Origin of the sequence: Nitrospira sp. (genome assembly GCA_005116745.1) — a bacterium.
Lineage (GTDB): Bacteria > Nitrospirota > Nitrospiria > Nitrospirales > Nitrospiraceae > Nitrospira_D.
In genome coordinates this window covers 597,445-610,174 of record SWDS01000006.1, presented here as the reverse complement: position 1 = coordinate 610,174, position 12,730 = coordinate 597,445, and the positions used below count along the sequence as shown (strand labels likewise).

The window sequence follows — 12,730 nt, the reverse complement described above, 5'->3', positions numbered from 1 at the left end:
AGCAAATCTCATCATCTGAGAGCACTCCAATCGACCTTTTCGAACCCCAGGGAAGAACTGATCCGCTATGCAGATCGACCTCCTTGTGAAACATCCTATTTCTTGGTGGAAAGAAGCATGTGGCCGCGGCGGTTCTGTTGATAGCAGGGCTCATCCCGATCAAAGCAGAAGGGACGCTCCTTTCCATACGAGACAATCGCTACCTGCTTGGAATTCGCCCCAATTTCCGCCAAATAGCTCCTAGCTGCCTTGGCGCGTTTGTCGCCCAACACCATGTTGTAATCGGTCGTGCCTCGCTCGTCACAGTGCCCCTCAATCTTCAGCGTGGTGCTTGGATGGTCCTTAAGATACGCCGCGTCGTGATTGAGCGCTTCCATACCGGACTCCGACAAGGTCCACTGATCATACCCAAAGAATACATCCTGCAACCCTGCCTCCACGGCAGCCTTTTCTTCTTGTGTCAATTCCGCACGCTGATGCGCACTGTGCCCAGACGGGTTCATTGAGGTCGAGTATCCGCCTTGCCCAAGTCGTTCCTCCGACGGATTACGGGAGAACCCACTCAATTCTCCGCTGGGGCCTCCTCTAGACATATTGGGGAGCTTCGCAGCCCCGCTCTCTGCATCACCTGCCCCCTCAGACTTGAGCCATTTTGTGTTACAGCCTTGATTTGACAATAAAATTAATCCCATTGCTACCACCGCTCCGGACTTCGCAATTACTCTACTCATGCCCCTTCCCCTCCATATGATATCCCGATCCCGCGGCTCAATCGATTCAGTGGTAAGTCATGTTGTAATGATGCCCTTGTGTGAATCTCGCCGGTTGCCTTCTCCACACGAAATAAATATAACACCGCTCTTGAAAAGGGACGCTTTAGCAGAAGCCTAGCCGATGAATGACAGGATACCTAATACATTCAAATATTTGGCAAGGCGACGGGGAAAGATTGTCTGACTAGACAGAGAACTACAATTGGGCCAGCAAGAATCCGAGAAACATGAGAAGGAGAGAAAAAAGAGGCCGATCAAGCACCACTGGTAGCTTAAACGGACAGCCCCCTCTCTTGCTCAGCGGGATCCTTTCCGATCAGACCAACGGATCGGTTGCAAGACTGCTCCTAACCCAGCCATCGCACCGATCAACACCAGCATGGCTAGTGCAATCACGAGGAAAAATGCTGCTCTCATGTCGTGCAAAATGGGGATCATAGTACCTCCCTCTGCTTGCTCGATTCATTGACTGCGCCATCCACATTCACAAACCCAGGGACTCGCCGGGTCCATCTTCTCAAGCGGTCTTCTACAACAGGGGCATTCTCTGGTCCAAGCACACCGCTTCTTCTGTTCAGAGTATACCGCTCCAAACGTTGCCCGCGTTCTATATCGGCTAAACCACGGCCCGGGATAACCTCTTTTACGCATAGATGTCATAGTAGATGAACTTCCATCACGGTTCTATCCAGCTTTTGCGGAATGACCGACGGACCTCACATGCATCTAACTCATTGTAAATTATAGACATAGACATCAAATCAAACAGGACATCCAAGTCGGCAAGGATCGGGCCAACAGCCTACTGGCTCGACGCCCTACCGAGGCGATTCATCCACCAAAATCGCACTCACTTGGAAGGCTTCACAGACGGATGAATGAACAGCAAGGCGGGAATGCCGCACCCCTGCGGCTATCGGGAATGAACGGCGGGAAAACTTTGTAATCCAGCTTCGATCAGGACGGCACTCTGCTCAGGAGACATGCTCCTCTAAATCCTCAACGATTCACGTCTTTCCCCATCTTGTCCACGCTACACCCTAAAACAGCGGCTTCTTCCCGCCAGCTTTGATGATGGCGTGGCGAAAGGCTTTGGAGAGGCTGTCTAGAGATGCCATGTCACAGACGGGAATGTAAATTTCCCCCTTTCTTTCTCCAGGTTTGTCTTTAGGGGCGCGATCCTCATAGACAAGCTCCTCGAGACTCGTCACGACTAATTTTCCGGTTTTTAGTTCGTGTACGGGTTTGCCTGATATTGCGAGAGACGCCAGCCATTCGTTCATGCAGGCCCCCCGCGCACAACGCAATCGAACTCCATAGAGGTTCGCAGTTTCACCCTCCTGCTCGGAACTCACGCTTGGAGACAATGCGTTCAAGTCAAACTCCTGAATCCTTTCTACGGGTGATTGAAGCCCGAATATGCCGCTCAACTTCCTGTGTTCATTGAAACGTGTCACAATTTTGAGAGCTGATGGAGGTGTCACTACCACATCGACCTTCGCCATTCTATCCATATGCCAGAGGGATCCGTCCTTAGCGATCATACGTTGCAAACCACTGTGCATTGTTCCACATGCTTCCCACGTATCTTTGATAAATGCGACCGTCTCCTCCAACGAGGGTCCATCTGTGCCGGGTGCATCATTCGATATCGCCCATGCACTCGGCAGACTCGTCATCAGGACGAAGATGATAGAGACACCTAGCCTCCCAACCTGGCACTTCATCATCATGTTGCCACCTCACAAGACTGTGACGCGAAATACGATCTTGAATCTACTCTTGATCTGACCAATATTCAGATGAGTTCCCAACGCCCGTCTGCAGATGCGGCTTACGCGGGGAATAACTTCCATCCAGGTCCGATACAGCAGTCGTGCTCACAGAGAATAGGCTCTGCAAGAATCGATGTTCAGCATGACCGAACCTGATCTGCACTCCATTCAGTGCTTGGATGGTCTTACCCAGACTGGGCAATAAGAAATCGATCTCAACCATCACTTAGCTCGTGCGTTGCTTCAGTAAAGAGCAAACCTGGTTTTCGGGAAGCAAGCGAAGGGGCACAGCTCGATCATGATATCGGCAGGCTCGACGAATCAGTCTCCTTACTCTGGGTTAGGGGCTTGCCGCCCCCGTGCAATCAACGTGGCAGGGCAACTCGGGAAGATCCGGTAACTTGTTGAATTATTGGTGCGCCCGGCAGGAATTGAACCTGCGACCTACGGGTTCGAAGCCCGGCGCTCTATCCAACTGAGCTACGGGCGCAGCAGGAGTACATGAATCACGTTAGGACGAGACTTGTCAAGGTTCAGAGAGTCTACCAAGGCAACTAGAGTCGTGCCAGAATCTCATCAGCAACTTGCGTGGCAGATTTTCCATCGGTCTCAATGATGTAATCAGCAGCAGCTTGATACTTCGGCGTCCGTTCACGAAGCACATCTTGAATCTCGTCAAGAAACGACTTCGTTCCAGTGAGAGATGGTCTTTGTGTATCCGCCCCAATTCGCCTGGCAATGGTCTCAACTGGGGCAGTCAGCCAGAACAGCTTCCCTGTGCGTTTCAGCCCCTCGACATTTTGCGATCGAAGGATCGCGCCCCCGCCAGTATCGATCACGACCCCATCCCGGCCCGCTAGATCCTGGCAAATCTTTGTTTCGAGATCACGAAAGTACTCCCACCCATGCTGTTCAACGATCTCAGGAATGCTTTGGACGGCCGATTTCACAATCTCCGCATCGGTCGAAACTAGGACACGTCCAAGTCGCTCCGCCACAAGCTTTCCAACTGTGCTCTTTCCCGTACCTCGATAGCCAATGAGCACCACATTCATCGAAAATGAGACTCCAAGACCTGGCGCATCACGTCAACCGGAGCAGACTGATCAGTCCATAGCTCAAATTGAGCAATTGCCTGATTAAGGAACATTTCCAATCCCGGAATCGTCTTACACCCTACATGCTTCGCATCCTTGAGCAATCTGGTTTCGAGTGGGTTGTAGACAATATCCATGACAGCCAGGTCGGGATGGAGGAGCGAGGCAGGAACACAGGTAGCCTCGACTTTCGGAGACATCCCGACCGGAGTACAATGAATAAGTATGTGCGCAGCAGGAAGAACCCGACGAAGGGTGGACTCATCCAGATACGAATCCTCTACCGTCACCACTGTCGTGGAACGAATATCCTGAGCTAAGCGAGTCCGCTCCGCATCCTCAATCCCCAGCAAGGTCAATTTCTCTGCACCGGACTCAGCGGCCAGTGCGAAGGCGATTGCTCGGGCGGCACCTCCCGAACCGAGAACGACGATGCGTTTGCCCGTTAGCGCAACTCCGCCCATCTTCAAAGCCCTCAGAGCACCTGTCGCGTCCGTGTTGTACCCAGTGAGTTCGCCCTTTTCAGCTACAATGGTGTTGATCGCACCGATCTTTTGGGCCGTCGTCTCCACATGATCAAGAAATGGTATAGCTGCCACTTTGTGAGGAATCGTGACGCTCGCTCCGCGAAAGTTTCCCAGTGCACGGAGCCCTTTGATGGCCTCACCAATCGCTTCCACGTGCCAGGCGAGATAGACAAAGTTGAGCCCCAATTTGCGGAACGCCGCATTGTGGATAGCTGGCGACAGTGAATGCCCGACCGGATTGCCAATCACTCCGCAAAACTGTGTCCGAGTATCAATATCCATTTCTTCATCTAGCACGAAAACCGCCATCGCTCGTTGCCGCAACCACTACCCTTTATAGACGGTCATCCCCCCATCAATAGGAATGGTCGCCCCAGTCATCCAGGCTGCTTCATCTGAGGCCAGATACAGAACCAGATTCGCCACTTCTTCTGGTGTCCCAGGACGACGTATCGCATATTGGGCCAGAATGGGCTGGAGCATATCTGGATTAGCCATCAAGGGGGCCGCCATAGGCGTATCGATGAGACCAGGGTTCACCACATTACAACGAATTCCTTCCTTCGCATATTCGACAGCCAGTGCGCGCGTCAAGGCGTCAAGCGCCCCTTTGGATGCCGTATAGGCAGCTAAGCCGGAGAGACCGACTAAGCTAGCAATGGACGAGATATTCACGATCGAGCCTCGTCCTTGTTTCACCATGTGGGGGATGACGGCTCGTGTCATGCGGAAGACCCCGGTTAAGTTGATATCCAGTACGTTTGCCCAAACGGCATCATCAGTTTCGTGGAGCCGCTTCCCAAACTCACCGATCCCCGCGTTGTTGACCAGAATGTCGATCCGCCCAAAGCTATCGATCGTTCGACGGACAACATCCAGTACATGAGTTTCGTCCGTTACTGAACCAGCAACTCCGAGTACTTTTCCCTTGTTATGTCGAATCACACTGGCCACACGATCCACTTCCTGTTGCCGACGTCCCGTAATGACAACCGATGCTCCCTCCTCGGCAAAACGTTTCGCGATCGCTTCGCCGATTCCAGCATTGCCTCCCGTCACCACGGCTACCTTGCCTTCCAATCTATTCATGCGTTCAGCTCCTCTTCTGCTTCATCGGACAGACCTTCCCGGTCTCCGTCTGGAGGAGCCTCTTTCCCAACCAACGAACGGAGCAGCCCTGGCTCCACTTTTCGGGCTACGGTGATGAATCCAGAATGGGCGACCATGCGATGATCAGGCCGCACGCTCCTGCCCTGCACAGACCAGGTTCGGAGCAGCGTTTCAAACGTTTCGATCATCCCGAATACCGTTGCCCGTTCAAGCGCCTCAACCGTTTGTACGACTTGGGGTACGGTGGGGACAAAACTCAGATAGATCCCACCAGATCGCAGCGCGGTGGCTGCATGGGGGACCACCTGCCAGGGCTCAGGTAAATCGAGCACGACACGGTCGAAGGGAATTCCATCGTCAAGTAGATCAATACCTTCATAGGTATTCTTCCGCAATGCCGTCAGGTTGGGGACGGGCCCCATATAGCGATCGACGTTCAGCAGTGCAGTGCGGGCAAAATCTTCCCGCATCTCATAGGTTACCACTAACCCTCGCGGCCCTACCGCTCGTAACAGCGCCATGGTCAGCGCGCCCGAACCGGTTCCGGACTCGAACACCCGTGCACCCGGATAGACATCCGCCCACATGGGAATCAGCGCGAGGTCTTTCGGATAGAGCACTTGAGCGCCCCGCGGCATTTTCAGCACGTAGTCTCCAAAAGTAGGCCGGACAGCCAACATCTTCTTCCCGCCCGAGAGAACGACAATGGTCCCATCCGGCCGCCCGATAATCGTGTCGTGAGCGATCTTCTGACCACTAAATTGATAGGTTTCGCCCGCCTTCAACGTAAGGGCATACTGGCGCCTTTTGTGATCGACAAGATGAATGCGTTCGCCGCTTGATAATTGAGACATGCCGCGCATTCTAGGGGGTTCGTTCCGGAGTTTGCAACCAACGGCCATTTCACGACAACAGAAGAAAGTGGAATTTATCGATCTACCCGTTGTTCATCCCTTCGGCGATTTTAGGCCTTGTGCGCATGGAGTTCACAATGCGTGGCATCGTGTTTCTGTATAGAGCTCTACACAGACAGATTCTCGCCGCGGCGATGAGAGTTGCCGTCATCTCCCTGTACCTGATGCTCATGTTCGGGCAAAACCAGTTCGACGATCTGCTGTCGAAGCGCGACGACATCAATGCCGAGCTGCAGAGAATTATCGATCAACAGACCAAACCATGAGGAGTCACGGTTGCTGCTGTCGAGGTAAAGAATGTGGATATTCCTCAAGACATGCAACGTGCGATTGCCCGGCAAGAGGAAGCCGAGCGGAAACGTCGAGCCAAAATTATCTATGCGGAAGGGGAATTTCAAGCCGCGCAGAAACTGGCGGATGCGATCAGTCAAAACCCTACTGCACTGCAGCTGCGATATCTCCAGACACTCGTCGAGATTGCGGCTGAGAAGAACTCGCCTACGATCTTTCAAATTCGAATCAATACGCTTGCCCCGTTTATAAAGAGATTGCTACCGAAATGGTGTGGCATTTCAGTCTGATCGTGGTGCCAATTCTACATACATGCCGCATAAGTGCGACATTTGTTCCTTCGTTCTCTCATTAGCCAACACTAATCTTTCTGATTTTTCGAGCTGATTACACCGACAGGTTCTCATCTTCGATTCGGCATCCCTTTTGCCTTGTAGAAGGGATACACCGGGAATAATTCGGTGAATCTTCTTGGCTCAATAGGACTCTAACCATGGTGAGTGATATTCAACCAGAGCAAGGGGTGACACGATGAAAGAAGAGCTTCGATCCTCTGAGGGACTAGATATACGGACAAGGTTCGCCCCCGATGCCGATGATGCGAATGCAAGTGGCATATTGGGGATGATTGGTCGTGTCGAAACTGAGGAATCCGAAGCGGATGGGAAGCCCCAACCGGTTATGCGTCCAAGCCCGGGGACCAGCCCATTTTTCTTGGAATCGTTGTACTTCCGGTCATTCGGCGAACGCAGACTCTTGACGCGAGAAGAAGAGGTCACGATTGCCAGGCGTGTAGACCATGGGACACGACGCATTCGGACTACGCTGCGGCAAGCGGTGAAGGTGCTTCTCAAGTCCAAGCGTACGTCTATCTGTACAGACACCGTAAAAATGCTTCAAGTCGTCAGACGATTGAGCGGGTTTTCAGCCACCGCATTGGACGATGCGGAGAAGGCTTTAGGCACCGCCCTGAGTCCGTCAGACCCAGATCTCAGACCTGCCGCAACGACGATAAGGCAACTGAAAGCATCGCTTGATGAAATCCGATCCGCCAGGATCATCCTAGAGCAAGGGAAGGATGAGCTCGTACGGCATAACTTGCGTTTGGTCGTCGATGTTGCCAAGCATTACACCGGACGGGGATTGAGCTTGCTGGATCTCGTGCAGGAGGGCAACATCGGCCTGATGAAAGCGGCCGAACGATATCAGTATCGGAAAGGATTCAAATTCAGCACCTACGCGACGTGGTGGATTCGACAAGGCATCACCCGCGCAATTGCGGATCAATCGAGAACGATTCGGATTCCAGTGCACCAGACCGAAGCATCACATCGAGTCCTCCGCGTCACGCGGAAACTTGGGCAGCAATTCGGGCGGCCCGCTCGGTTAGAAGAGATTGCTCATGTGCTGCGCATGAGGCCAGAAAGGCTCCGCGATACCATGCAGGCGTTTCAGGAACCCATAGCCTTAGAGGCCCCCATTGGTGACGGAGAGACACAGTTTGGCGACATGATTCCAGACCAGCAGGCCGTTCCACCCGATGCCCATGTCCATCGGGTGGAGTTGACCGATCAACTCGACCGAATCCTAAGCACCTTGACGCCCCGCGAGCAAACCGTCATCAGACTCCGGTTCGGGATCGGCTACGATGAAGCCAGCACCCTGGAGCAAGTTGGTCAAAGTTTGTCCGTGACACGCGAGCGTATCCGCCAAATTGAAGCCAAAGCGCTGAAGAAACTGAAGACCCCGGAGATTAAAGAACTCTTCGTCGCCATCAGATAGCGCCTGCTTACTCTCCTCGTGTCGACGGCCAGATTCATGACCGTCGACACGCAACTTTCAACTGCATGGGTCGTTATGCGACAATGTGCACCCCATGCACACATGTCTTCTCCCTAGTCCAGCTGCCCCCCTTAATAACAGACGCTGGGATACGCAATCGTTTCTCATCGAGAGCTCAACTCACCTCTTCCACCGAGTGCCCCAGTGAACTATCCCGATGCCATCACCGCTCCAGCTCCGGATGTTCCCTATCCATACGCAGAGGCTGTTCGAGTCTTTTCAGATCCAGTTCCCTATCTTCATGCATGGGAGCTTCAGTCTCGCTTGCACGAGGAGCGGGTCCGTAATCAGGTACCGGACACCGTCTTGATTCTTGAACATCGCCCTGTTTATACCTTGGGGCGAAGTACCACCGCATCGCACTGGGGAGGCAATGCCTCGCTCTTATGTGAACACGGGATAGAACTCCACCATGTCAATCGTGGGGGGTCCATTACGTTTCACGGCCCAGGACAGATTGTGGTCTACCCCGTACTCAAGCTTGATCGGCATGCCACGGGTCCAAGGCAATTGGTCTGGTTACTTGAAGAAATCATCGTTCAATTGCTGAGCTGCTGGAACATCACCGGCCATCGCATCCCTGGTAAACCCGGCATTTGGGTCATGACTCCAACCCCTGAAAAAATTGCTTTCATCGGCATCCGCATCGAGCACGGTGTGACGCTCCATGGGTGTGCGATCAACGTGGATCTGGACGTGACACCGTTCCATCAAATCCATCCCTGTGGGTTCTCCGACTGCCGAATAACCTCCATGGCAGCGGTGTGCCAAAAAGCGATCTCCCTTGATCCCGTCAAACAGGAGCTCGCGCAGCTCTGTCGCAGGATGCTCCATCTCGATTGGCCTACTGGACTCGACACGGATAGACAAACATCCATCCGATAGCTAGGAGGGACCACGATGCAGGAACTCGACACCCCGACGTTTCGCTTGGCGGTGGCTCAGTTCGATCAGGCGGCGGAGGCCATGGGGCTTGACCCAAACCTCCGTGAACGACTGAAACTACCCCAACGCTCCCTTGTAGTCAGCCTCCCAGTCCGGATGGACGACGGACGGGTCGAAGTCTTTACGGGTTATCGTGTTCAACACGATTCTTCTCGCGGCCCCTCCAAAGGTGGCGTCCGTTACCATCCCGACGTGAACCTCGGTGAAGTGGCTGCTCTTGCAATGTGGATGACATGGAAATGTGCGCTGGCCGGATTACCGTACGGCGGCGCAAAAGGCGGAGTCGCAGTCGCCCCGAAACAACTGTCCCCAGCTGAATTACAGCGGCTGACACGACGATATGCTGCGGAGATTTTCCCACTGATCGGTCCAGACAAGGATATCCCGGCCCCCGATGTCGGGACCGATGCCCAGATCATGGCATGGATGATGGACACATACAGCCAGCAGGTTGGCTACGCTGTTCCTGGCGTCGTGACCGGCAAACCGCTGTCGATCGGGGGAAGCCTGGGCCGTGAAGAAGCGACGGGACGCGGAGTCGTCTATGTGACGCACGAGGTGCTGCGTCACCTCAAGTTGTCAATCGACGGTGCCACCGTGGCGATTCAAGGATTTGGAAATGTCGGCTCACACACGGCCCGCATCATGCACGAGCACGGTGCACGGATCATTGCTGTCAGTGACGTCAACGGAGGTCTCTACAGCAACAAGGGATTGGATATCACAGCGCTCCTTCGACGCGACCCCAGCCAGCCGCTGCATGAAACCAAACTTGGGGACGCGATCACGAGTGAAGAATTACTCCGATTAGACTGCACCATACTCGTGCCCGCCGCCCTATCCGAGCAGATCACGGCTAAAAATGCGAATTCCCTGAGGTGTCGAATCTTGTCTGAAGGGGCAAACGGTCCGACGACTCTGGAAGCCGACCGCATCCTCGCAGACAAGGGTATCTTCGTGATCCCCGATATCCTCGCAAACTCAGGCGGCGTCATCGTCTCGTACTTCGAATGGGTGCAGGACCTGCAGCGATTTTTCTGGAGCGCAACAGATATCCAGAATCGGCTGCAAGATATCATCACGTCCGCCTTTCAGCGCACACTTCATTTTTCGAGCGAACGCCGAGTGTCCATGCGCATGGCCGCGCTCATGAGTGGCATTGACCAGGTCGCCCAAGCACATCTCCAGCGTGGGCTATACCCCTGACCCTGGGATTTCTCCACGCTGTTCCATTGCGACCTCGTGTCTGTATACTTGCTCCTCTGCACGCGCCTGCGCTAGGCTGCTGGCTTTCGTGGCAGAGGAGGGTTAGAAATACCTCATGAATCGAAACAAGATTGCAACAGCGTGGAAGCAGCATTGCGCCACCGGTTGGCCTCAGTTTTCAAGCCCACACCAAGGACAGTTGATGACGATCGACACAGTTATCAGTGGCTGTGTGGTCTTCTACCTCGATACCGCCGAGGGCCTTGACGCTCAGCGAGTGGCCATCGTGAAAGACTGCTTGGGAGATCTCGATGAGCTGACGGAGATATTGGATAGCGAATCCAAAATCTACTTTTTCCGGCTTCGCGAACTCGGCGCGATGTTGCTGGGCGATGAGCCACGATCATGAGGCAAGAGCATCGCCTCCACCCGACGAGTCCCTATCCAACGGTGGCTCGTGTGTCCTGTTTCTTGCAGGTCCGAAGGCTCTTGGCTACAATGTGTCATATGCTTTTTCAGATTCTACCGGTTCACCCATTCTGATCAATCACGACCACATAGAGAAGAAACGCCAAACACCAATGATGAAAGAGCGAGTCATGCGAAGAGTTATCATTCTGCTGGCGAGCGTCCTCGTAGTGCTTGGCTCAGCTCATGCCGAGCCGTACGAGTTAAGCAAGAACGATGTTATGGAGCCAAAGGCCATTTCGAGCACCGAGATCTCGCTGTTCGGCGTCAAACTCGGAGACTCAGAATCCAAAGTCATTGAAACGCTCGTCACTGAAAAGATTTCCGGAGTCAAGGTTGAGCAGGAAGCGGCGTTCATCTTCCTGCTCGATCAACGAAAGCCAACCGGTCCAATGGCTGGAGTGCGTATTCAGGACGGAAGAGTTGATCTTCTGTTCATCAATAATCGATTCACGTATAAGACCAGAGGCATCTTTCGTAACGTGCTCAATAGTGAGAGCCCCGAAGAGATCAGAAAGGTGTTAGGCCAAGAGGAGTATGGTGATGAAAACGTCATGGGCGCCGTCATGGCCTACGATAAGCAGGGTTTCCAAGTGAACTACCTTGGGAAAGATATCAACATCGAGTTTGCTGCCCCACGGTAATTCAGCCAAAACATGGAGTCAGGTCTAGGGAAATCCATCTTGAATCATCGATAAGAGTTCTCACCTGCACACTCTGAAACAGGCTCACCAGCACAGGCCGACAAGCAGAATGGTACTAGCCGCTATCCCTGCTCACTCGGTGAGTAGATCTGCCAAGAATGAGAGCTGGAGGCTGCTATTGAGGGGTTGTGAGACGAAACCCGTAATCGATGAGGCTTTTTGCGGTATTCCACCGACGATTGGAATTCAGGATCACGAGAAGCAGATCGCTGCCATTTTGAGAAACCTTCGCGATAAGGCATCGACCGGCTTTGGAAGTGAATCCGGTCTTCACCCCTACCACACCGGGAATGCGGCCGAGTAAACGATTTGTGTTATGCAGGACGTAGGCGCGATATCCACTAACCGGTGTGATAATTTCACGTTCCTCTCTGACAAGGTCTCGGAACACCGCGTTTCGCATCGCCACTTCACTGAGTGCTGCCAGATCTTCAGCTGTCGAGTAATGATCTGGGCCGTCGAACCCGCACCCGTTGCTGAAATGCGTGCCGGATAGTCCAAGTGCCACAGCCTTGGCATTCATCAATTTTACAAACTGCTCTTCATCGCCGCCGACATGCTCGACAGCCGCCAGGCAGGCGTCATTGGCTGAGACCATCATCATCGCCTTGAGCAAATCCCCAAGGCGAAAGACTTCTCCAACCTTGAGTCGCAAGTGAGTCTTGGGGGCCCTCGCCGCATTCCGGCTCACGGTGGCCAGATCATTGAGGCGGCCTTTCTCAAGGATGATCAGCGTCGACATAATCTTGGTGAGACTGGCCGGCGAGAGACGTTTCCCCACCTCGTACTCGTACAGGATGCGACCCGATCGCAATTCCTTTAGGAGAATACTGTGCGCTGGAATTCGCTTCCAGGGGAGGGGTTGTGGAACATAGCTGACAGGATGCGTGGCTCGCGTCCTAGAATAGTCCTCCATCCCTGAAGCCGGACATATGGTGAGTATGAGCAACGAAAGAAAAACGACCGAACTTAGTGCAAGGCGAGGAAGGATCAGACCCCAACTCTGTCTATGATCGTCGGGCGAGATAGGGTCGTGCTGAGCCACAAAAGACCGCCTCTTCTAGAAAATGAAGGATTC

General features: G+C 53.5%; 14 protein-coding genes and 1 tRNA gene. 7 read left to right on the top strand and 8 right to left on the bottom strand.

Annotated elements, in window-relative coordinates; translation table 11 throughout:
- Positions 1-95: 95 nt before the first annotated feature.
- The 7 genes from E8D52_08675 to E8D52_08645 form a co-directional block, all read right to left on the bottom strand.
- Positions 96-731 (bottom strand): hypothetical protein, encoded by a 636-nt coding sequence (locus E8D52_08675; GenBank protein ID TKB69041.1) that lies wholly within the window; start codon positions 729-731, stop codon positions 96-98.
- A gap of 1,082 nt (positions 732-1,813) precedes the next feature.
- Positions 1,814-2,287, bottom strand: a complete 474-nt coding sequence (locus E8D52_08670; GenBank protein TKB69040.1) for a hypothetical protein — start codon at positions 2,285-2,287, stop codon at positions 1,814-1,816.
- Between the two features lie 674 nt (positions 2,288-2,961).
- Positions 2,962-3,038, bottom strand: a tRNA-Arg gene (locus tag E8D52_08665).
- Positions 3,039-3,102: 64 nt separating this feature from the next.
- Positions 3,103-3,603, bottom strand: a complete 501-nt coding sequence (locus E8D52_08660; protein ID TKB69039.1) for a shikimate kinase — start codon at positions 3,601-3,603, stop codon at positions 3,103-3,105.
- The gene (locus E8D52_08655; protein TKB69038.1) at positions 3,600-4,454 is read right to left on the bottom strand and encodes a shikimate dehydrogenase; all 855 of its coding nucleotides are present in this window, start codon (positions 4,452-4,454) and stop codon (positions 3,600-3,602) included. The genes E8D52_08660 and E8D52_08655 overlap by 4 nt, the downstream gene beginning before the upstream one ends.
- Before the next feature lie 45 nt (positions 4,455-4,499).
- Positions 4,500-5,261: an SDR family oxidoreductase gene (locus E8D52_08650; protein ID TKB69037.1), complete on the bottom strand. Its 762-nt coding sequence runs from the start codon at positions 5,259-5,261 to the stop codon at positions 4,500-4,502.
- Positions 5,258-6,136 carry a tRNA (adenine-N1)-methyltransferase gene (locus E8D52_08645; GenBank protein ID TKB69036.1) on the bottom strand — a complete coding sequence of 293 codons (879 nt, stop codon included), beginning with the start codon at positions 6,134-6,136 and terminating at the stop codon, positions 5,258-5,260. The genes E8D52_08650 and E8D52_08645 overlap by 4 nt, the downstream gene beginning before the upstream one ends.
- A gap of 137 nt (positions 6,137-6,273) precedes the next feature.
- Here E8D52_08645 and E8D52_08640 point away from each other — a divergent pair, with 137 nt between their 5' ends.
- The 7 genes from E8D52_08640 (at position 6,274) to E8D52_08610 (ending at position 11,592) form a co-directional block, all read left to right on the top strand.
- Positions 6,274-6,462 (top strand): hypothetical protein, encoded by a 189-nt coding sequence (locus E8D52_08640; GenBank protein TKB69035.1) that lies wholly within the window; start codon positions 6,274-6,276, stop codon positions 6,460-6,462.
- A gap of 33 nt (positions 6,463-6,495) precedes the next feature.
- Complete coding sequence (locus E8D52_08635) at positions 6,496-6,777, top strand: hypothetical protein (protein ID TKB69034.1); 282 nt, start codon at positions 6,496-6,498, stop codon at positions 6,775-6,777.
- A gap of 241 nt (positions 6,778-7,018) precedes the next feature.
- Positions 7,019-8,269, top strand: coding sequence for a sigma-70 family RNA polymerase sigma factor (locus tag E8D52_08630; protein TKB69033.1), 1,251 nt, complete (start codon positions 7,019-7,021; stop codon positions 8,267-8,269).
- A gap of 144 nt (positions 8,270-8,413) precedes the next feature.
- Positions 8,414-9,214, top strand: a complete 801-nt coding sequence (gene lipB, locus E8D52_08625; GenBank protein ID TKB69032.1) for a lipoyl(octanoyl) transferase LipB — start codon at positions 8,414-8,416, stop codon at positions 9,212-9,214.
- Between the two features lie 15 nt (positions 9,215-9,229).
- Positions 9,230-10,480, top strand: coding sequence for a Glu/Leu/Phe/Val dehydrogenase (locus E8D52_08620; protein TKB69031.1), 1,251 nt, complete (start codon positions 9,230-9,232; stop codon positions 10,478-10,480).
- Between the two features lie 115 nt (positions 10,481-10,595).
- The gene (locus E8D52_08615) at positions 10,596-10,889 is read left to right on the top strand and encodes a hypothetical protein (GenBank protein TKB69030.1); all 294 of its coding nucleotides are present in this window, start codon (positions 10,596-10,598) and stop codon (positions 10,887-10,889) included.
- Between the two features lie 190 nt (positions 10,890-11,079).
- Entirely contained in the window at positions 11,080-11,592 is a 513-nt protein-coding gene (locus E8D52_08610) for a hypothetical protein (GenBank protein ID TKB69029.1), read from the top strand.
- A gap of 175 nt (positions 11,593-11,767) precedes the next feature.
- Here the strand turns inward: E8D52_08610 and E8D52_08605 are convergent, their stop codons facing one another.
- Positions 11,768-12,568, bottom strand: coding sequence for a D-alanyl-D-alanine carboxypeptidase (locus E8D52_08605; protein TKB69028.1), 801 nt, complete (start codon positions 12,566-12,568; stop codon positions 11,768-11,770).
- Positions 12,569-12,730 lie beyond the last annotated feature (162 nt).

Excerpts from the sequence above, each read along its gene's own strand:
- E8D52_08655 (TKB69038.1), bottom strand. The coding sequence starts at position 4,454 with ATGGATATTGATACTCGGACACAGTTTTGCGGAGTGATTGGCAATCCG.
- E8D52_08675 (TKB69041.1), bottom strand. The coding sequence starts at position 731 with ATGAGTAGAGTAATTGCGAAGTCCGGAGCGGTGGTAGCAATGGGATTA.
- E8D52_08670 (TKB69040.1), bottom strand. The coding sequence starts at position 2,287 with ATGGATAGAATGGCGAAGGTCGATGTGGTAGTGACACCTCCATCAGCT.
- E8D52_08650 (TKB69037.1), bottom strand. The coding sequence starts at position 5,261 with ATGAATAGATTGGAAGGCAAGGTAGCCGTGGTGACGGGAGGCAATGCT.
- E8D52_08610 (TKB69029.1), top strand. The coding sequence starts at position 11,080 with ATGCGAAGAGTTATCATTCTGCTGGCGAGCGTCCTCGTAGTGCTTGGC.
- E8D52_08620 (TKB69031.1), top strand. The coding sequence starts at position 9,230 with ATGCAGGAACTCGACACCCCGACGTTTCGCTTGGCGGTGGCTCAGTTC.
- E8D52_08645 (TKB69036.1), bottom strand. The coding sequence starts at position 6,136 with ATGTCTCAATTATCAAGCGGCGAACGCATTCATCTTGTCGATCACAAA.
- E8D52_08605 (TKB69028.1), bottom strand. The coding sequence starts at position 12,568 with ATGGAGGACTATTCTAGGACGCGAGCCACGCATCCTGTCAGCTATGTT.
- E8D52_08640 (TKB69035.1), top strand. The coding sequence starts at position 6,274 with ATGCGTGGCATCGTGTTTCTGTATAGAGCTCTACACAGACAGATTCTC.
- E8D52_08615 (TKB69030.1), top strand. The coding sequence starts at position 10,596 with ATGAATCGAAACAAGATTGCAACAGCGTGGAAGCAGCATTGCGCCACC.
- E8D52_08630 (TKB69033.1), top strand. The coding sequence starts at position 7,019 with ATGAAAGAAGAGCTTCGATCCTCTGAGGGACTAGATATACGGACAAGG.
- E8D52_08660 (TKB69039.1), bottom strand. The coding sequence starts at position 3,603 with ATGAATGTGGTGCTCATTGGCTATCGAGGTACGGGAAAGAGCACAGTT.